Origin of the sequence: Pseudooceanicola endophyticus (genome assembly GCF_018760365.1) — a bacterium.
Lineage (GTDB): Bacteria > Pseudomonadota > Alphaproteobacteria > Rhodobacterales > Rhodobacteraceae > Pseudooceanicola > Pseudooceanicola endophyticus.
The window spans coordinates 45,518-64,099 of record NZ_JAHIAB010000014.1; the positions used below are offsets into that span (position 1 = coordinate 45,518).

Below are 18,582 nucleotides of genomic sequence, written 5' to 3' on the forward strand. Positions count from 1 at the left end.
CATGAAGATGCTCAAGACTCTGGCCGCTGCGGTTCTGGCCCTCGGGCTGGCCACGGCGGCTCAGGCGGCGGACTGGCCCAAGGGGCCGGTCCAGCTGCTGGTACCGGCGAAGGCGGGGGGCGGATCGGACCTGATGGCCCGGATCTTTGCCGATTACCTGCATTCGAAGATCCGCGTGCCGGTCGTGGTGGTGAACCAGCCCGCCGGCGGCGGAACACTGGCCTACGAGACCGTGCGCAATGCCAGGCCGGATGGGCAGACGCTGCTGTTCACCCATACCGGCCTGCTGGTGAATGCCCATACCGGGCGCTACGCCCACCCGGTGTCGGACTTCACCACCATCGCCATCGGGCAAAGCTATCCGCCGCAGGTGCTGGCGGTGGCCCCCGATGCGCCCTGGACGGATCTGAAGGATTTCATCCGGGACGCCCGCGCCCATCCCGACCGCTACAGTTTCGGCGTCTCGCTGGGCGGCACGTCGCATTTCATCGCCGGCCAGATCATGGACGCCGAGGATGTGAAGCTGAAGCTGGTCGAGGCCGCCTCCGAAGTGGACAAGGTCGTGGCGCTTCAGGGCGGCAATATCGACATCGGCAACCTGAGCGCGGGGGCCGCGGCGCAATACGTGCAGGCGGGCAAGCTGAAGGTGCTGGCGATGATCGACAGGGATCCCGACCCGGCCTATCCCGCTTTCGTGCCGGCGGTGCAGCAGGGGGTGAACGTCACATGGCTGGCGCCGCTGGTGCTGTGGGGACCGAAGGGCATGGACCCGGCGCTGGTCACGCGGATCAACGGCATCGTCGCCGGGATGGCCGAGGATCCGGCCACGCGGGAACGGCTGGCGAAGATGTCGAGCCGCTTTGCCCCATTAGACGTGGCGCAGTCGCGCCAGCTGGTCGACGAAGAGGACGCCAAGATCGCCAGGCTGGCCGCAAGACTGGGCCTGGGCCGGGAGTGAGGAAACAGGCGGCGGGCGGATCTCTGCCCGCCGCACGGGGCCCGGACCGTCCGGTCCGGGACGAGGAGGAGAGCACATGCAACGTATCGATCAACTCACCAGCCTGGTGCTGGTGGCGGTCGGGCTGATCGTGATCGCGATGACCAGCCGGATCACCTACACATCCTTTACCGACGACCCGGGGCCGAGGCTGTTTCCCTATCTCGGGGCGGCAGTGCTGATCCTGTCGGGCCTGTCGATCTTCGTGAAAGCCTGTCGCGACAAGCCCGGCAGCGCCATCCCCGTGGACCGCGCCCTGATGCTGCGCGGCGCAATGCTGTTCGCGCTGATGGGGCTTTACGCGCTGGCGATGAAGCTCGTGGGGTTCTACCCGGCGACGCCGGTCGCGGTCTTCGCGCTTTACTGGATGATCGCGGGCGCCAGTCGCCGCCTCTGGCGCGGCATCGTTCTGGGCCTGGCGACGACGCTGTTCATCTATCTTCTTTTCACGCTCGGGCTGCAATCCTACCTGCCCGAAGCCAGCCTGTTCTGAGGCCGCCATGATCCACGCATTCATCGACCTCGTGCATCCGCTGACCTTTGTCATCATCCTGGGCGCCTCGATCCTGGGGGTCATCCTGGGCGCCATTCCGGGCCTGTCGGGGGGGCTGGGCGTGGCCCTGCTGCTGCCCGTCACTTTCGGCATGGAGGCCGCAACCGGGCTGGCCATGCTGGTGGCCATCTGGGTGGGCGGCGTCTCGGGGGCCATGGTGGGGTCCATCCTTCTGGGCATCCCCGGCTCCCCTTCCGCCATCGCCACCTGTTTCGACGGCTATCCGATGACCCGCAAGGGACAGGCCGTGAAGGCGCTTGGCGCGGCGATCACCGCCAGCTTCCTCGGGACCTTCTTCTCGATCCTGATCGCCGCCTGGCTCAGCCCGATCATTGCGGATCTGGCACTGAAGCTGGGGCCATGGGAATATTTCTCGCTCGGGTTCTGCGCCATTGCGCTTGTGGCTTCGCTGTCGCGGGACAATGTGGGCAAGGGCATGGCGGCGGCGGCCCTGGGCCTGCTGGCGGCCTGCGTGGGCTTTGCGCCCATCGACGGCACCGCGCGCTTCTCCTTCGGCAACATGTACCTCTCCAGCGGTTTCGACTTGATCGCCATGATGCTGGGCCTTTTCGCGCTGAAGCAGATCGTCATGGATTTCGCCCGCGGCACCCGCGCCGTGCAGAAGGTGGAGGCCCGAAACATCTCGGGCTTCGGCGTCACCTTGCAGGAATTCCGCGACAATGCCTGGAACCTGGTGCGCTCCTTCGGGATCGGCATCTGGATCGGTTTCCTGCCCGGCATGGGCGCCGCGCTGTCGAACATGGTGGCCTATGCCCAGGCCAAGAGCGCCTCCAAACATCCGGAGAAATTCGGCAAGGGCTGCATCGACGGCGTCTTCGCCTCGGAGGTGTCCAACAATGCCAGCGTCGGCGGATCCGTCATCCCGATGATCGCGCTTGGCATTCCGGGCGATGGCACCACGGCGATCCTGCTGGGCGGGCTGATGATCCACGGCATCCAGCCCGGCCCGCTGCTGTTCACCAACAACCCCGAGATCGTCTACACCGTCTTCGCCACGGCGCTGCTTTCTGCGGTGATGGTGCTGGTCGTGCAGTTCTTCGGGATGCGGCTGTTCCCGGCGATCCTGAAGGTGCCCTATCACTACCTTTATCCGCCCATCGTCGTGCTCAGCTTCGTGGGCGTCTTCGTGAATACCGGCGGGGCCTATATCTTTGCCATGCTGCTGGGCTTTGCCGCGCTTGGCATCCTGATGGACCTGGTCAAGCTGCCGATCAGCCCCTTCATCCTGGCCTTCATCCTGGGGCCGATGCTGGAATCGAACCTGCGCAAGGGCTTCACCTATTCCACCGATGGCGCCTGGGCCTTCCTGACGCGGCCGATCTCGGCCGGGTTGCTGGCCATCGCGGTGTTCAGCATCCTGTGGCCCTACCTGAAGCCCCTGCTGATCCGCCGCCGGCTGTCCCACGGCTGAGCGCAGAGAGCCCCCGGTCGCCGGACCGGGGGCCCTGTGGCAGGGCTCAGGACGGGGCCATCCGCACCGTCAGCTGCGCGACCCCGTCCGAGGTGCGCCGCAGGCTACAACCATCCGCGCCGATGGTGCCACGCAGGCGGTGACGCCAGTTCGAGAAGCTTTCGAACCGCACGGTATCTACGGGCTGGTCAAGCGCGATCTCGACCTGGCGGTGCCCCTCGGGGCCCGAAAGGCCCACGATCCGGCCCCTGTAGGCCTGGCCAAGATATTCTCCGCGGACCCGCGCGCCCAGCGACAGCACCGGCGGCGCATTGGCGAGGGCAAGCCGGGCGTGCAGCGTGTTCCAGTCGCGGGCGCCGTGCTGGCGCGCCACGAGTTCAAGGGCCTGGGCATGGCTGACAACCGTGCCCTGCGCCTGCAGGGCCTGCCTGAGCGCACGGGCCTGGGCCTTGACGGCCTCAAGGGTCGGTCGGCTCATGCGGACCTCCCGGCGGGGGCATGGCCCGGGGCAAGGGGTCTGGGGGCACGCAGGATCGCGCGGCGTGCAGGAAGGGGGCTTCGTAAGATTTCGGCGGGTCCGACGGACATCGCTCATTCCTCTGCTGAGGCATTTCGGATCTGGAGGGAGCCTGCATTGCCCACCTGCGAAATGCATCGAGGGTGAGGGATCGTCTGTTCCGGGCTTCACCGTGACTTGCGTCCGCAGGCGGCAGGTGCCCGGCACCTCTGTTCTGCCTAGGCGGAAAGCGCCGCAAAGGCAAGCGCCGCGCAACGCGATGCGCCACGGGATCGAAACGGGGCGGGACAGTGGCGGAGGAGGTGGGATTCGAACCCACGGATGGTTGCCCATCGTCGGTTTTCAAGACCGGTGCAATCGACCACTCTGCCACTCCTCCGACGGGATGTCGTTTAGCCGCCGGTTTCCGATTCTGAAAGGCCCGGCCACGTTGCCGTAACGGCCCGGCCCTGCCCGCGCCCCTGCCCGCCGCAATCCCCGGTCCCGGGCGGGATCTGGCCGACAGGGGTCCGGTCACGCCCCTGTGACACCTTGATTTGTCCTAGATCAAGGGCGGGGGTGATAGGATCACGTAGTACAAAGATACATTTGAAATTCATGGGACTTTCGAGATGACACAAGACAGCCGAACCACAGACGTCCTTGTTCTTGGCGCCGGCGCCGGTGGCCTTGCCGCCGCCCTGACGCTTGCCATTGCCGGCAAGAAGGTCCTCGTCCTCGAGAAGACCCCCGTCACCGGGGGCCGTGCCAACTACGCCGAAGGCGTCTTCGGGGTCGAGACCGAGATGCAGCGCGAGAACTGGGTGAACCTCAAGCGCGATGAAACCTACCGCGAGGAAATGACCGAGACCCGCTGGTCCGCCAATGCCCCGCTGGTGCGCCGCTTCCACAACAAGTCCGCCGAAACCATCGACTGGCTGCAACAGCAGGGCGTCGAGTTCGAGGGCCCCGAGACCATCGAATGGACCGCCAACCGCACCTGGCACATCGCCAAGGGCCATGGCCGGCAGCTCTGCAAGACGCTGTTCGAGCGGCTGGAGACCTATCCCAACGCCGAACTGATCCGCAACATCTCTGCCAAGGAGCTGCTGACGGATGCGGCAGGCCGCGTCACCGGCGCCAAGGCCTACACCGCCGAGGGGGATGAGCTGGTCGTGACCGCCACCGACGGCGTGATCGTCGCCACCGGCGGCTTTGCCAACAACCCCGAGATGATGGCGAAATACACCGAGGCCCCCGATCCGGTGCAATATGCCCCCATCGGTTCCGAAGGCGACGGCATCACCATGGTGCACGGGCTGGGCGCGGATCTGGACTCCATCGGGGCAACGATGCTGCTGCCCGCGCTTGACCAGCACGTTAAAAAGATGGGCTGGGAGCAGATGAACCTCTGCATCCTGGGCTGGCAGCCGCGCGCGATCTGGGTCGACCTGGCCGGGGAACGCTTCACCGCCGAGGACGTGGCCGTCGACTTCATCCATGCCGGCAACGCCGTGCACCGGGTCAAGCATTCCTGGACCATCATGGACGCCGCACAGCGCGACTACCTGATGAGCAAGGGTCTGGATGTCGGCCTGGGTGTGCTGGTCCCCGCCACCACCAAGGTTGCCGATTTCGACAAGTTCGTCGATTACGGCCTGGCCAATTGCGAAGGCGCCGTGGTCGTGGCCGAGGGGCTTGAAGATCTGGCGAAACAGACCGGCCTGCCGCTGGAGACGCTGAAGCAGACGCTGACCACCTACAATTCCGACGTGGAGCACAACAAGGACAGTGGCTTTGCCAAGGATGAACGCTACCTGACCAAGCTGGACACCACGGGCAAGTTCTACGCCTTCCGGATGACCTACGGCATCCTGACCACGGTGGGCGGCATCCGGGTGAACAAGTACCTTCAGCCGGTGCGCCCCGACGCCAGCGTGATCCCCGGCGTCTATGTGATCGGCAATGATGCCGGCGGCATCTCGGCCCGCGACAGCTACACGCTGGGGGCGGCCTCCGGGACCAGCTTCGGCTTTGCCGTCAACGGTGGCCGGATGGCGGCCCAGCAGATCCTGGGCGAGGTCGAAGCCCCCGCCGTCGCCGCGGAATAAGCCCAAAGGAAAGCCCCCCGCCGGGATCTTCGGCGGGGGGCTTTTTCATGTCCGCTCCGAAAGGCCGCTCAGGCGATCTTCACCGAGACGATCTCTTCTCCGCCGCCGCCCAGCACATGCGCCGCGCAGGCCATGCAGGGATCGAAACTGTGGATGGTGCGCAACAGCTCCAGCGGCTGATCGGGGATCGCCAGGGTGTGATCGTCCAGCAGCGCCGCCTCGTAGGGGCCGGGCTGGCCCATCGGGTCGACCGGCCCGGCATTCCAGGTGGTCGGCACCACGGCCTGGTAATTGGTGATCTTGCCGTCCTCGAAGGTGATCCAGTGCGCCAGCGATCCGCGCGGCGCCTCCACATAGCCCACGCCCTGCGCCTTCTTCGGCCATTTCGAGGGGTTCCAGGCGCTGCCGTCGAAGGTCTTGAGATCCCCTTTCGCGATATTGGCCATCAGGCGATCCTGCCAGACCTGCATCCGCTCGCACATGATCTGCGCCTCGATGCCACGCGCCAGGATCCGGCCCATGGTGGAATAGACCGCCTCGAAGGGCAGGCCCAGCCGGCCAAGGATCTGGTCGGTCAGCTGGCCCGAGCGCGCCTCGCCCGCCGCGCGCATCACCACGAGACGCGCCAGCGGCCCGACTTCGATCGGGTGTTCGCGCCAGCGCGGCGATTTCAGCCAGGAATAGCCCCCCGCCTTCGAGAGATTTGCAAAGGGCGGCTGCGGCCCGTCATAGGCCAGCGTCGTCTCGCCCGCGTAGGGATGCAGGCCCTGATCCTTGCCGCCTTCGTAGCTGTACCAGGCATTCGAGATGAATTCGCGGATCTGGTCCTGATCGCCCAGGTCGATGGGCCGGACCGAGGTCAGGTCGCGGTTCAGCACCACGCCACGCGGCACACCGAAGCCGTTGTCCACCGTGCCGCCGAAATCGCCATAGGCCAGGAAGTTGCGCACCCCCTCGCCCCGGGTGAACCAGTCGGAATAGGCGCCCGCGATCAGCTCCAGGTCCGGCAGGTAAACGCGCGAGACGAAGGTATTCATCTGGGTGATCAGCGCCTGCACCTTCTGCAGCATGGTCAGGTTCACCGCCGTACCGTCGCCGCCGCCGGGCAGATCGCCCTCGCCCGCCGCAATGGCGCAGGGCACGCCGCCGACGACAAGGTTCGGATGCGGGTCCTTGCCGCCGAAGATCGCCATGATCTTGCCGACATCGCGCTGCCATTTCAGCCCGTCGAGGTAATGCGACAGGACGATCAGGTTCACCTCCGGCGACAGCCGGTAACCCGGGTGATCCCAGAACCCGCCCCGGAAGATGCCCAGCTGGCCCGAGTCCACCAGCGTCTTCAGCTGCGCCTGCACGGCGGTGAAATGGGACAGAGAGCTTTCGGGATAATCCTGCGCCGCCGCGATCCGCGCGGCCTCCGCCGGGTCGGCCTTCAGCGCCGAAACCGGGTTCACCCAGTCCATCGCCTGAAGGTGATAGAAATGCATGACGTGATCCTGCACCAGCTGGCAGCCCGCCATCAGGTTGCGGATCAACTGGGCATTCTCGGGGATTTCGATCTTCAGCGCATCCTCGACCGCACGCACCGAGGCCAGGCCATGCACCAGCGTGCAGACCCCGCAGATCCGCTGCGCGAAGGCCCAGGCGTCACGGGGATCGCGGCCCTTCAGGATGATCTCGATCCCGCGGACCTGGGTGCCGGAACTGAGTGCCGAGATCACCCTGCCCGTCTCGTCCACGCCCGCCTCGATCCGCAGGTGGCCTTCGATCCGGGTCAGCGGATCGACAACGATGGTCTTGCTCATGAGGTCTTCTCTTTCTCGTCCAGCTGCTCGGCCACGAGGTCCAGCAGGCTGCCGACGCCGGTTTCGGCCCCGGCATCCTTGAAGCCGTGTTCAAAGGTCTGACGGCAGCCGGTGCAGGTCACATAGACCGTGTCGGCGCCGGTTTCCGCGACCTGGCGTTTCTTGATGTCGAAGGCGTGGTTGCGCAGGGTCTTCGCCCGCCCGATCAGCGCGACACCGCCGCCGCCGCCGCAACACCAGCTGTCGGGGCCATGATCGGCCAGCTCGTGCAGATCAAGGCCCAGGGCCTGCATGATCCGGCGCGGCGCATCCGAACGTCCGCTGCGCCGCGACACCTGGCAGGGATCATGGAACGTGACGCCATGGCCCTGCCCGTCCTTCGGCACCGGGCGCAGGTGCAACTGGCCCGCCTCCAGCGCCTCGGCCAGATATTCCGACATGTGCAGCACCCGGAACGGCAGCGCATGGCCCACGGTATTGGCGGCCTCCCACCGCATCTCGGTGTAGGAATGGCCGCATTCGGGCATGATCAGCACCTGCGCGCCGCAATCCGTCGCCGCCGCGACGATGGCCTCGGTGACGATCTTCTGGCCTTCCCGGTCCCCCGCGGTCAGCGAGACGTTGTCGGCATCGAAACCCTTGGTCATGAAGCTCCAGCGGACGCCGATATGGTTCAGCACCTTCGCGGTCGCGGCGATGGAATCGGGATACATCTTGAGGTCGATGGACGAGACCGCCGGGACCACCTCGGCCCGGGGTTCGTCCACATGCATCTCGACCCCGTGCTTTTCGCCGATCTCCAGCAGGCTGTCGCGCATCGCGTTGGGGGCGATGCCGAAGGGGCTGCCGGTCTCGCGCTCCTTGCCGGCCAGCGCGCCCAGATAGTCGGGCGGGACGAGCCCGGCGTCGAACATGCCGTGGCGGGCCTTTTCCACCAGATCGGCAATGTCGATCCCCGCCGGGCAGACCATGGTGCAGCGCCCGCACATGTTGCAGCTGTCATAAAGCAGCTCCTGCCAGTGTTCGAGCTGCCCGAGGGAAACGCTGGGCGTCAGTCCGAACATCCGGAACAGCGGCGCAAAGGGGCCCATCTGGCGGTTGTAGGCCTGCTTGAAGGGCTCGATCTTCCAGATCGGCGTGTATTTCGGATCGCCGGTCTCGACGTAGAACTGGCAGGCCTCGGCGCATTGGCCACAATGCAGGCAGGCTTCCATCCAGGTGGCGGCCTCGGGGCCGAAATCGGTGATGAAGCCGCGCATGGCGGCATCCAGACGGGTCTGGTCCTCCTGGCTGCGGCTTTCGGCGATGCGCCGGGTCGCGGGGGCGATCTTCGGCGCGCGGGACGGGGGCATCGGGCTCATTGCAGGGCTCCTTTCCTGGCCTGCCGGGCGCCAAGCGCGGCGCGTCCGGCAAAGACGAAGACCACATGGGCCAGCTTGCCGAAGGGCAGCCAGATCATCAGCGCCTCGACCGACAGGATGTGCCAGGTCAGCAGGGTTTCGTAGGGCAGCAGGGTTTCCTCGGCCAGCAGGATGCCGGTCAGCACCGGGATCAGGGTCAGCAGGATCGACAGGTAGTCATCGACGTTGGACAGCAGCCGCAGCACCGGATGGGTCAGCCGCCGCAGGATCACCAGCAGCAGCGACACCAGCGTCACGCCGCTGGCGATGGCCACGATCCCCTTCGGCAGCGCCGGCCAGTCCAGCCCGGTGGCCTGGGTGACCAGCAGGATATGCGGCGCGCCCCCCAGCAGGATGACCGCCAGACCGATATGCATCGCATAGCCGATGGTCACCGTCACCATGGTTCGCCCCAGGAAACTGCGGCGCGGGAAGCTGCGGGAGACCACCTGCCAGAGCGCCCCGGAGACCCGCCCCTTCGCATTGGGCCCCGATGCCGCCAGATCGCGGCGGAACGGCAGCAGCGCCACCCCGGTCAGCCGCCAGACCAGCCCGCAGACCATGATCAGCGTCGCGGCATACAGCGCGGGCCCGCGTGCGAAATCCAGAAGAGTCATGCCTCGTCCTCCTGCGCCTTCCATTCCTGCGCCAGCTGCCGCTCGACCGAGGCGCGGGCGCGCCGCGCCGCAAAGGCCGCCGCGCCGCCGATGGCGACACCGCCCGCCGCCGCCCCCGCAACCGCCCCCCAGGGTGGCCCCTCGCCCCCAGAAAGCGAGGTATAGAAGCTGCCCTTGTCCCAGAAATCGGGCTCAGAGCAGCCAAGGCAGCCGTGCCCCGACTGGATCGGGAAAGAGGTTCCGCCGTTCCATTTCAGGCTGGCGCAGGCGTTGTGCGTGGTCGGTCCCTTGCAGCCCAGCTCGAACAGGCACCAGCCTTGGCGCGCGCCCGCGTCATCGAAGCTTTTTGCGAACTTGCCCTGATCGTAATAGGGCCGCCGGTAGCATTGATCGTGGATCGTGGTGCCGAAATAGGCCAGCGGTCGGCCCTGCGCGTCCAGATCCGGCAGCTTGCCGAAGGTCAGGAAGTTCACCAGAACGCCGGTCAGCACCTCGGGGATCGGCGGGCAGCCGGGGATGTTGACCACCGGCTTGCCGCCCACCAGCGCGCCGATGCCCGCAGCGCCCGTGGGGTTGGGCGCGGCCTTGGGGATGCCGCCATAGGCCGCGCAGGTGCCGATCGCCAGCACCGCCGCCGCGCCCTCGGCCAGCTCCGAAAGGATCGCCATGGGGCTGCGCCCGCCGATCATCGAATAGACCCCGTTGTCGGCCACCGGGACCGAACCGTCGACCGCCAGAAGGTAATTGCCGCGGTTCTCCTGCGCGACGGCCTTCAGCACGTCTTCGGCGGCGGTGCCGGCGGCGGCCATCAGCGTCTCCTGATAGTCGAGCGAGACGAAATCGAAGATCAGCCGCTCGATCCCCGGCGCCTCGGAGCGCGTCAGCGCCTCGAGGCAGCCGGTACAGTCCTGGAACGACAGCCAGATCAGCGACTGGCGCCGCGCCTTCGACAGTTCCTCGGCGATGGCGGGCGCGAAAGAGGGGGGCAGCGCCAGGCTGGTCGCGGCGGCGGCGGCGAATTTCAGCAGTGCCCGGCGGCTGATGCCCCGGCGCGACAGCTCCTGTCCCAGGGTGTCCTTCTGGCTCATGTCTCTGCCTTTCCAGCGTCTTCCCCCGAGAGCACCCCGAGGCTTGCGCCTATGTCGGGGGCCGCCGCCGGAACGATTTCCGGCACGGCGGCCACTTCCAGCAGGCGGGCCACCAGATGCCCCGCCCGGTCATGATGTTCGACCCACCAGACGCCGGAAAGCCGCGTTTCCTCGATGCGGCTCGGCCCCTCGGCCTCCAGTGTGATCACAATTTCTCCCTGCCCCAGAAGGGCGCGTAGCGCCTCTGTCTGGGCGGGCGCCATGGGCAGGCGCAGCAGGTCGATCTGTCCGCTCTCTCCGCTCTCCAGAAGCTGTGCCAGCAGCATCCGCAACTCGGCCAGCAGGGCCTGCAGGAAGGGATCGTCACTTTGCATCGGACCAGCCCCGACTGATTTGCAAAACCATCTCGCAGGCGCGCGGCAGCGCTGCGGCCACGACCGGGCTGAGCGTTTCGCCCCAGTCCAGCACCGCCGGCTGGATCGCCACGATGGCCAGATGCGGCGGCAGGCGCCCTTCCAGCCGCACGAGGCCCAGCAGATCCAGCAACCCCGCCTCATGGGCCGAGCTGCGCCCGCCGGTGGCGAAGCGCGCGGTCAGATCCTCCAGGCTCAGTTGCCGGACGGTGCCGGGCGCGGCGCCCAGATCGGCGGCATCGACGCAGATGCAGGCGGCGGATCTGGCCAGCGTATCGGCCAGACGAAACCCCATGGTGCCGCCGTCGATGGCGCGCAGCCCGGGGGCGCGTTGGGCCAGAAGCGCCTCGGCCACCCGCACGCCGATGCCGTCATCGCCCAGAAGCGTGTTGCCCAGCCCCAGAACAGTGGTGATCCCGGCCCCGCCAGCCGCGTGCAAGCCTGTCGCCCAGCTCGTCATGACAATGTCGTCCGTGCAGTTCCCTCGCTTCAGGATCCGTCCGATCGCGCCGCATTTGCAATTTGCAATGTCGTGATCGCTATCGGCTAAGTTGCATAAATCAATGCATTTTCAAGTGCATGACCTGAAGCGGGATCAGCATTTGCCCATTCCACCGGCAACACAAGTCAAAACACCGGGAAATCCCGGGCCCTCCCCGCGACGCGCTGCCGCACGGGCCCGGCCTGCCCCTGCGACGGCCTTGCCAGATGGCCCCCCCTGCGTCAGCCTGAACGGGCCCGGACATCTTCAGGAGGTTTCCGATGTGCATGACCCTTCCAATGCAGGTGTGCCGCATTGACGGGCTGACCGCCCTCTGCACCGCCCGCGAGACCGAGCGCGAAGTCGGCCTGATCCTGCTGCAGGATGAAGGCCTGGCGCCCGGCGATCACGTGCTGGTGCACCTGGGCCAGGCGATCCGCAAGGTCTCGGCCGAGGAGGCCGCGACAACCTGGGAACTGCTGGACCAGATCCTTGAGGCGGGCACCCTGCCCGCCTGACCCTAGGCCAGCGGCGCCTCGATCAGCGGACCGCGCCGCTGCGTGCCCGAGGTCAGCATCTCGCGCACCTCTTCGGGCAGCTCGGGGCTGTCGGGGGCATAGAGCGCGCTGCGGCGCATCTCGGGCAATGGCGCGATGTTCTCTCCGAGGTATTCGAAGACGATCTCGGTCGCGGCGGGGGGACGCGGGGCGCGCGCCGCCACGCCTGAAACCACGCCGGTCAGGTGACGGATGCGGTTGTTGTAGCTGGGATAGAGGATGATCTGCATCACCTCGTTGCGGGTCAGCATCTCCATCACCGTCATGAAGATCCGGTCGCCCAGCACGAAACAGGCGCCGTGATACTTGCAGGTGAACTTGCGCCGCCCCGGGCGCCCGACGCTCTCGATGATCTTCACGTTCATGCCGAAGGACGTTTCGTAGATCCGGCCAAGCGCCAGCAGGATCTGCCCGGGATGGGACATCGAGTTGTAATAGACCCGATAGTAGCCGGTATAGGCCATCAGGCTGCGCTGCGATTCCAGCCGGATGTCATGGGCCAGCGCCGAGACGACATCACGTTCCACCGTCGCCCCCATCCGCCCGGGACGCAGGCGCACCAGATCGGCGAACTGGCCATGGGGCAGCAGCAGCTCTCCCTCCTCGACGCCGAAGAAGTCGCACATCCGCTGCATCAGCCGCAGCGAGGGGAAGGTATCGCCGTTCAGGTAACGGTTGAACTGGGAGCGGTTCACCCCCAGTTGCCGGCACACCTCGGCGATCGATTTATGATAGCTGCACAGCAGCCTGAGATTGCGGGGCAAGTCCTGCGACATTCGCCCATCCTTCGCTAGTTGATGCTTTTCCGTATCAAGGAGCGACAGGGGGGTGCAAGCTAGTGAAATGGCATTCCCGACGGCGCTGCCTAGTGTGCGCCGAAATCGCGCCCGGGGCCCGGGCCGCGCAGACCCTGGAGGACGCATGGACTTTCTTGAAATGATCTTCGGCAAGATCGGAGACCTGACCTGGGGCTGGTCGCTGATCCCGATCCTGGTGGTTTTCGGCTGCTTCATCACCCTGGCCACCGGCTTCGTGCAATTCCGCTACTTCGGGCGGATGTTCCGGGTGCTGAGCCGGGCGAACAATTCCGCCGATCCCAACCGCATCTCGGCGCGCGAGGCGCTGCTGGTGTCGGTCGGGGGCCGCGTCGGCGGCGGCAATATCGCGGGTGTCGCGGTGGCGATCACGCTGGGCGGCCCCGGTGCCGTGTTCTGGATGTGGGCGGTGGCACTGGTCGGAATGGCGACCAGCCTTGTCGAATGCTCCATCGCGCAGCTTTTCAAGCGCAAGGTCGGTGAGCACAGCTTCCGCGGCGGTCCGGCCCGCGCCATCCTGCACGGCCTTGGCCCGCAGTTCCGCTGGCTGGCGGTGATCTACGCGATCTGCCTGATCGCGGCTTTCGGCCTGGGCTTCAACGCCTTCCAGGGCAACACCGTGGCCGGCGCCATCCAGGACAGCCTCGGCATCGACCGGCTGTGGTCGGGCATCGCGCTGGCAATCGCCTCGGGGATCATCATCTTCGGCGGCATCCACCGCATCGCCAAGGCTTCGGACGTGATCGTGCCGATCATGGCGGTGGGCTATCTGGCACTGGCGCTGCTGGTCATCCTGCTGCACATCGCAGAGGTGCCCCATGTCTTCATGACCATCGTCAACAATGCCTTCGGCATTGAGCAGGCGGTCGGCGGCGGCATGGGCGCCGCGCTGGCACAGGGCCTGCGCCGCGGCCTGTTCTCGAACGAGGCGGGCCTGGGCTCGGCGCCGAACGTGGCGGCCACCGCAGAGGTGCGCCACCCGATCAGCCAGGGCATCACGCAGTCCTTCTCGGTCTTCATCGACACCATTGTGATCTGCTCCTGCACCGCGTTCATCATCCTGCTGGGCGATGTCTACGTGCCGGGGGCGGAAAACATCGACGGCGTGGTGCTGACCCAGCAATCGCTGGTCTCGCTGCTGGGCGGTTGGGCGCAGTACTACCTGACGGCGGCAATCCTGCTCTTCTCGTTCTCCTCGATCATCTACAACTACTACCTGGGCGAAAATGCCCTGACGGTGCTGTGGAAGACCCCGGTGGCGATCCTGGTCTTCCGCATGGCGATCATCGTCATCGTCTTCGTGGGCGCGGTCGCCCCCGGCGCGACCTCGGTCTTCTTCTTCTCGGACCCGATGATGGGCGTGCTGGCGCTGGTGAACCTGCTGGTCATCATGATGCTGTTCCCGGTGGCGCTGCGGCTGCTGCGCGACTTCCACGGCCAGCTCAAGGCCGGGGTGGATCGCCCGCTGCTGAACCCCGACGACTACGCGGACCTCGACATCGACCGCGAGGCCTGGCGCCTCCCGGCCGAGTAAGCCGATTCCGATCCGCGCAGTGAGAAGGGGCCGCAGTGACAGCGGCCCCTTTTTCATGTCCGCAAGGCGCCCTCAGTGGGCGATCATCACATGGCGCACGGCGGAATAATCCTCCAGCGCGTAGCTCGACATGTCCTTGCCGTAGCCCGATTGCTTCATGCCGCCATGGGGCATCTCGTTGGTCAGCATGAAGTGGGTGTTCACCCAGGTGCAGCCATATTGCAGCCGAGAGGCCACCTGCATCCCCCTGCCCACGTCCCGCGTCCAGACCGAGGAGGCAAGCCCGTAATCGCTGTCATTGGCCCAGTCGATCGCCTGATCGGCACTGTCGAACCGCGTGACCGAGACGACGGGGCCAAAGACCTCGCGGCGGACGATCTCGTCGCTTTGCAGGGCACCGGCGATGACGGTGGGCTGGTAGAAGAAGCCCGGCCCCTCGGGGATGGCGCCGCCGGTCGTCACCTCGATATGGGCGGCCTCGCGGGCGCGGGCGACGAAGCTGGCCACCCGGTCGCGCTGACGAAGCGAGATCAGCGGCCCGATCTCGTTCAGGCTGTCATCGCCCTCGCCGTAGCGGATCGAGGCAACCTGATCGCTGAGCGCGGCCACGAAACGGTCGTAGATTCCGGACTGCACGTAGATCCGGCAAGCGGCGGTGCAGTCCTGCCCGGCGTTGTAATAGCCGAAGGCGCGCAGCCCCTCGACCGTGGCCTCAAGATCGGCATCGTCGAAGACCAGCACCGGGGCCTTGCCGCCGAGTTCCAGATGGGTGCGCTTGATGGTCTTGTTGGCGGCCTCCAGGATCTTGCGCCCCGTCGCGATATCCCCGGTAAGCGAGATCATTGCCACCCCGGGATGGTTGATCAGCGCTGAGCCCACCGTCTCGCCCCGCCCAAGCACGATGTTGACCACCCCTTCGGGCAGCACCTCGGCAAAGATCCGGGCCATGGCCAGCGCGCTCAGCGGGGTCTGTTCGGAGGGCTTGAAGACCACGGTATTGCCGGCGCCAAGCGCCGGGGCCAGCTTCCAGGCCATCATCATCAGCGGATAGTTCCAGGGCGCGATGGAGGCGACGACGCCGATGGGATCGCGCCGGATCATCGAGGTATGCCCCTCAAGGTATTCGCCCGCCACAGGCCCGGTCATGCAGCGCACGGCCCCGGCGAAGAAGCGGAAACAATCGACGATGGCGGGCAGTTCGTCCCCCAGGGCCAGGGCGCCGGGCTTGCCGCAGTTCAGCGCCTCAAGTGCCGCAAGGCTTTCCGCCTCGGCCTCGATCCGCTCGGCGATCTTCAGCAGGTAGCCCGAGCGCACGGCGGGCGTGGTGCGCGCCCAGCCCGGGAAGGCCTTCTGCGCTGCGGCCACCGCCTCGGAGACCTGCGCGATGGAGGCCTCCGGCAGGGTGGTGATCACTTCGCCGGTGCGCGGATCAAGGATCGCTTCCTCGGTTTCCGTGCCCGTCACCAGCCGGGCGCCGATCAGCATCTGGGTGTCCATGTTGGGGTCCTTCTCTATTTGTCGGAACCGGCGGTCTGCGCGCCGTCACGGGTCAGGTAATAGGCGGCCAGGATCGGCAGGATCGTCACGATCACCACCGCCATGGCCACCACGTTTGTCACCGGACGCTGGCGCGGGCGCACCAGCTCTTCCAGCATCCAGATCGGCAGGGTCGTCTGGTTGCCGGCGGTGAAGGTGGTCACGATCACCTCGTCGAAGCTGAGCGCGAAGGCCAGCATCCCGCCCGCCAGCAGCGCCGTGGCAATATTGGGCAGGATCACCATCCGGAAGGTCTGAAGACCGTCGGCCCCCAGATCCATCGCGGCATCAATCAGCGCGCCCGAGGTACGGCGGAACCGCGCGACGGCGTTGTTGTAGACGATGACGATGCAGAAGGTCGCGTGGCCCAGCACGATGGTCCAGGTGCTGAAGGGAACGTCCAGCAGCGCGAAGGCCGAGCGCAGCGAGATGCCGGTGATGATCCCCGGCAGCGCAATGGGCAGGATCACCAGAAGCGAGATCGCCTCGCGGCCAAAGAAGCGCGATCGCGACACCGCCGCAGCCGTCAACGTGCCCAGCACCAGCGCCACCACGGTCGAGATCGCGGCGACCTTCAGCGACAGGCCAAGCGCCTGCCAGACATCGGGCCGGTGCAGCGTGACGCCGATCCATTTCACGGTGAAGCCCGGGGGCGGCCACTGAAAGCTCTTCTCCTCGCTGGAGAAGGCATAGAGGAAGATCAGCGCGATAGGCGCGAGCAGGAAGACCAGCCCCGCGGCGGCGGCCAGGGTCAGGGCCAGGGGCGGGCGGCGCTCAGAGGGCATCGAAAGCTCCCATCCGGCGGGCACCCCAGAGATAAAGCCCCATGACCACGATCGGCACCACGGTGAAGGCGGCGGCCAGGGGGATGTTGCCGGCGGTGCCGTGCTGAAGATAGACCGCCTGCCCCAGGAACAGCCGGGAATTGCCGATGATCTGCGGCACGATGTAATCCCCCAGCGTCAGCGAGAAGGTGAAGATCGACCCGGCCACCATGCCCGGCAGCGCCAGCGGCAGGATGATCATGCGAAAGCTCTGGCCGGGATGGGCGCCCAGATCGGCAGCGGCTTCGATCAGGCCGGGGGGCACGCGTACCAGCGCGGCCTGAAGCGGCATGATCATGTAGGGCAGCCAGATATAGAGGAAGACCAGAAAGGTGCCCGCATAGCTGACCGACAGGGAATTGCCGCCGATCACCGGAAGGCCAAGGAAGGCGTCCAGGGCCCAGGTCAGGTGCAGCTTGGCGAAGATCCAGTTCAGGATCCCCTCTTTCGCCAGTACCAGCTTCCAAGCGTAGACCTTGACCAGGTAGCTGGACCAGAGCGGCAGCATGACCCCGACGTAGAACAGCGCCTTCCAGATCCCCCGGGCATAGCGGGCCGCGAAATAGGCGATGGGAAAGGCCATTACCGCCGCCGCAAGCGTCACCGCCCCCGCCATCACCACCGTGCGCAGCAGGATGTCGAGGTTCGCGGGCCGCAGCAGCTCCCCGTAGGTCTTCAGGGTGAATTCCCGCACCACCATCCCCGAGAATTCGTCGATGGAGAAGAAGCTCTGGATCAGCAGGGCGATCAGGGCGCCGACATAGACGATGCCCAGCCAGAGCGTGATCGGCAGCACCATCAGGAAGACGAACATGCGCGGGCGGCGCAGGAGGCGATCCGCAAGGCGCGGCAGCAGCCCGGGGCGCGGCGCGAAGATCGCGGGGGCCTCTGTGCTCATGCCTCGGCCTCCAGCAGGTGCAGATGCTCGGGCGACCAGGCGATACGCACCTCGGCTCCCGCCTCGGGCGCGGCCTGCTGGGCGGGGATCAGCGCGCTCAGCCTCTGGCCGCGCAGCTCCAGCGTCAGCTTGGTCACGCGGCCATGGAAGAAGCGCCCGGTGACCCGCGCCGCCTGCCCCGCCGGATCCAGCCGGATATCCTCGGGCCGCAGGGAGGCCCACTGGCCGGGCGCGCCGATGCCCGCGACCTCGGCCGGGATGACATTGGACGAGCCCACGAAATCCGCCACAAAGCGCGAGGCCGGGCGGCGGTAGATCTGCGCCGGGGTGCCCAGCTGGCGGATGCGCCCCTCGGCAAAGACGGCAACGCGGTCGGCCAGCGACAGCGCCTCGTCCTGATCATGGGTCACCAGAACGAAGGTCAGCCCCAGCCGCGCCTGAAGCGCGCGCAGCTCTTCCTGCATCTGTTCGCGCAGTTTCAGGTCAAGCGCGCCCAGCGGTTCGTCCAGCAGCACCACCCGGGGCCGGTTGATCAGCGCGCGCGCCAGGGCAACGCGCTGGCGCTGACCGCCCGACAGCTCTCCGGCGCGGCGGGCGCCGAAGCCCGACAGCTCGACCAGCGCAAGGGCCTCTTCGGCGGCGGCGTGGCGTTCCCGCCGCCCCATGCCGCGCACCCGCAGCCCGAAGGCCACGTTGTCGCGCACGTTCATGTGCGGAAACAGCGCGTAGTTCTGGAACACGGTATTCACGTTGCGCAGGTAGGGCGGCACGCCCCGCGCGGAAGTTCCGAAGATCTCGATCTCGCCGGCGGTGGGCTGTTCGAAGCCCGCGATCAGCCGCAGGCAGGTGGTCTTGCCAGAGCCCGATGGCCCCAGCATGGCAAAGAATTCCCCGTCGCGGATCGCCAGATCGACCCTATCGACGGCCCGGACATCCCCGAAATGGCGCGAGACGCCCCGGAAGGTGACAGCATCGGTCATGGTGCAACTTTCACTCGGTGGTCCCGGGGCCGGATCGCGGCCCCG

General features: G+C 66.8%; 18 protein-coding genes and 1 tRNA gene. 6 read left to right on the plus strand and 13 right to left on the minus strand.

What is annotated here, in order from left to right; all coding sequences use genetic code 11:
* The first annotated feature begins 1 nt into the window (after nucleotide 1).
* The 3 genes from KM176_RS20470 (at nucleotide 2) to KM176_RS20480 (ending at nucleotide 2,982) form a co-directional block, all read left to right on the plus strand.
* Nucleotides 2-958, plus strand: a complete 957-nt coding sequence (locus tag KM176_RS20470) for a tripartite tricarboxylate transporter substrate binding protein (protein WP_160896432.1) — start codon at nucleotides 2-4, stop codon at nucleotides 956-958.
* Between the two features lie 76 nt (nucleotides 959-1,034).
* Nucleotides 1,035-1,490 (plus strand): tripartite tricarboxylate transporter TctB family protein, encoded by a 456-nt coding sequence (locus KM176_RS20475; RefSeq protein WP_160896433.1) that lies wholly within the window; start codon nucleotides 1,035-1,037, stop codon nucleotides 1,488-1,490.
* A 7-nt stretch (nucleotides 1,491-1,497) separates the two neighbouring features.
* Entirely contained in the window at nucleotides 1,498-2,982 is a 1,485-nt protein-coding gene (locus KM176_RS20480) for a tripartite tricarboxylate transporter permease (RefSeq protein WP_160896434.1), read from the plus strand.
* 46 nt (nucleotides 2,983-3,028) lie between these two features.
* Here the strand turns inward: KM176_RS20480 and KM176_RS20485 are convergent, their stop codons facing one another.
* Both KM176_RS20485 and KM176_RS20490 read right to left on the minus strand, forming a co-directional pair.
* Complete coding sequence (locus tag KM176_RS20485) at nucleotides 3,029-3,460, minus strand: glyoxalase superfamily protein (RefSeq protein ID WP_160896435.1); 432 nt, start codon at nucleotides 3,458-3,460, stop codon at nucleotides 3,029-3,031.
* Nucleotides 3,461-3,790: 330 nt separating this feature from the next.
* A tRNA-Ser gene (locus tag KM176_RS20490) sits at nucleotides 3,791-3,878 on the minus strand.
* A 232-nt stretch (nucleotides 3,879-4,110) separates the two neighbouring features.
* On the opposite strand from KM176_RS20490, the gene KM176_RS20495 reads away from it, so the two are divergent.
* Nucleotides 4,111-5,589 (plus strand): FAD-dependent oxidoreductase, encoded by a 1,479-nt coding sequence (locus KM176_RS20495; RefSeq protein WP_160896436.1) that lies wholly within the window; start codon nucleotides 4,111-4,113, stop codon nucleotides 5,587-5,589.
* Between the two features lie 68 nt (nucleotides 5,590-5,657).
* On the opposite strand, the gene KM176_RS20500 is transcribed toward KM176_RS20495, so the two are convergent.
* The 6 genes from KM176_RS20500 to KM176_RS20525 are packed head-to-tail and all read right to left on the minus strand — an operon-like array spanning nucleotide 5,658 to nucleotide 11,372.
* Nucleotides 5,658-7,394, minus strand: coding sequence for a nickel-dependent hydrogenase large subunit (locus KM176_RS20500; RefSeq protein WP_160896437.1), 1,737 nt, complete (start codon nucleotides 7,392-7,394; stop codon nucleotides 5,658-5,660).
* Nucleotides 7,391-8,755, minus strand: coding sequence for a (Fe-S)-binding protein (locus KM176_RS20505; protein WP_160896438.1), 1,365 nt, complete (start codon nucleotides 8,753-8,755; stop codon nucleotides 7,391-7,393). The genes KM176_RS20500 and KM176_RS20505 overlap by 4 nt, the downstream gene beginning before the upstream one ends.
* Entirely contained in the window at nucleotides 8,752-9,411 is a 660-nt protein-coding gene (locus KM176_RS20510; RefSeq protein ID WP_160896439.1) for a nitrate reductase, read from the minus strand. Before KM176_RS20510 ends, KM176_RS20505 begins: the two co-directional genes overlap by 4 nt.
* Complete coding sequence (locus tag KM176_RS20515) at nucleotides 9,408-10,499, minus strand: hydrogenase small subunit (RefSeq protein WP_160896440.1); 1,092 nt, start codon at nucleotides 10,497-10,499, stop codon at nucleotides 9,408-9,410. Before KM176_RS20515 ends, KM176_RS20510 begins: the two co-directional genes overlap by 4 nt.
* Nucleotides 10,496-10,873, minus strand: coding sequence for a hydrogenase expression/formation protein (locus KM176_RS20520; RefSeq protein WP_160896441.1), 378 nt, complete (start codon nucleotides 10,871-10,873; stop codon nucleotides 10,496-10,498). The genes KM176_RS20515 and KM176_RS20520 overlap by 4 nt, the downstream gene beginning before the upstream one ends.
* Nucleotides 10,863-11,372 (minus strand): hydrogenase maturation protease, encoded by a 510-nt coding sequence (locus tag KM176_RS20525; RefSeq protein WP_160896442.1) that lies wholly within the window; start codon nucleotides 11,370-11,372, stop codon nucleotides 10,863-10,865. The genes KM176_RS20520 and KM176_RS20525 overlap by 11 nt, the downstream gene beginning before the upstream one ends.
* A gap of 308 nt (nucleotides 11,373-11,680) precedes the next feature.
* On the opposite strand from KM176_RS20525, the gene KM176_RS20530 reads away from it, so the two are divergent.
* Nucleotides 11,681-11,911: a HypC/HybG/HupF family hydrogenase formation chaperone gene (locus KM176_RS20530; protein ID WP_236045402.1), complete on the plus strand. Its 231-nt coding sequence runs from the start codon at nucleotides 11,681-11,683 to the stop codon at nucleotides 11,909-11,911.
* A 2-nt stretch (nucleotides 11,912-11,913) separates the two neighbouring features.
* On the opposite strand, the gene KM176_RS20535 is transcribed toward KM176_RS20530, so the two are convergent.
* The gene (locus KM176_RS20535) at nucleotides 11,914-12,726 is read right to left on the minus strand and encodes a helix-turn-helix domain-containing protein (RefSeq protein WP_160896444.1); all 813 of its coding nucleotides are present in this window, start codon (nucleotides 12,724-12,726) and stop codon (nucleotides 11,914-11,916) included.
* A gap of 145 nt (nucleotides 12,727-12,871) precedes the next feature.
* Here KM176_RS20535 and KM176_RS20540 point away from each other — a divergent pair, with 145 nt between their 5' ends.
* Nucleotides 12,872-14,299, plus strand: a complete 1,428-nt coding sequence (locus tag KM176_RS20540) for an alanine/glycine:cation symporter family protein (RefSeq protein ID WP_160896445.1) — start codon at nucleotides 12,872-12,874, stop codon at nucleotides 14,297-14,299.
* Nucleotides 14,300-14,371: 72 nt separating this feature from the next.
* On the opposite strand, the gene KM176_RS20545 is transcribed toward KM176_RS20540, so the two are convergent.
* The 4 genes from KM176_RS20545 to KM176_RS20560 are packed head-to-tail and all read right to left on the minus strand — an operon-like array spanning nucleotide 14,372 to nucleotide 18,537.
* Nucleotides 14,372-15,796: a gamma-aminobutyraldehyde dehydrogenase gene (locus KM176_RS20545; protein ID WP_160896446.1), complete on the minus strand. Its 1,425-nt coding sequence runs from the start codon at nucleotides 15,794-15,796 to the stop codon at nucleotides 14,372-14,374.
* Between the two features lie 14 nt (nucleotides 15,797-15,810).
* On the minus strand, nucleotides 15,811-16,620 hold the full coding sequence (locus KM176_RS20550) for an ABC transporter permease (RefSeq protein ID WP_160896447.1): 810 nt from the start codon (nucleotides 16,618-16,620) through the stop codon (nucleotides 15,811-15,813).
* Nucleotides 16,610-17,557 (minus strand): ABC transporter permease, encoded by a 948-nt coding sequence (locus KM176_RS20555; protein ID WP_160896448.1) that lies wholly within the window; start codon nucleotides 17,555-17,557, stop codon nucleotides 16,610-16,612. The genes KM176_RS20550 and KM176_RS20555 overlap by 11 nt, the downstream gene beginning before the upstream one ends.
* Entirely contained in the window at nucleotides 17,554-18,537 is a 984-nt protein-coding gene (locus KM176_RS20560) for an ABC transporter ATP-binding protein (RefSeq protein ID WP_160896449.1), read from the minus strand. The genes KM176_RS20555 and KM176_RS20560 overlap by 4 nt, the downstream gene beginning before the upstream one ends.
* Between the last annotated feature and the right edge of the window lie 45 nt (nucleotides 18,538-18,582).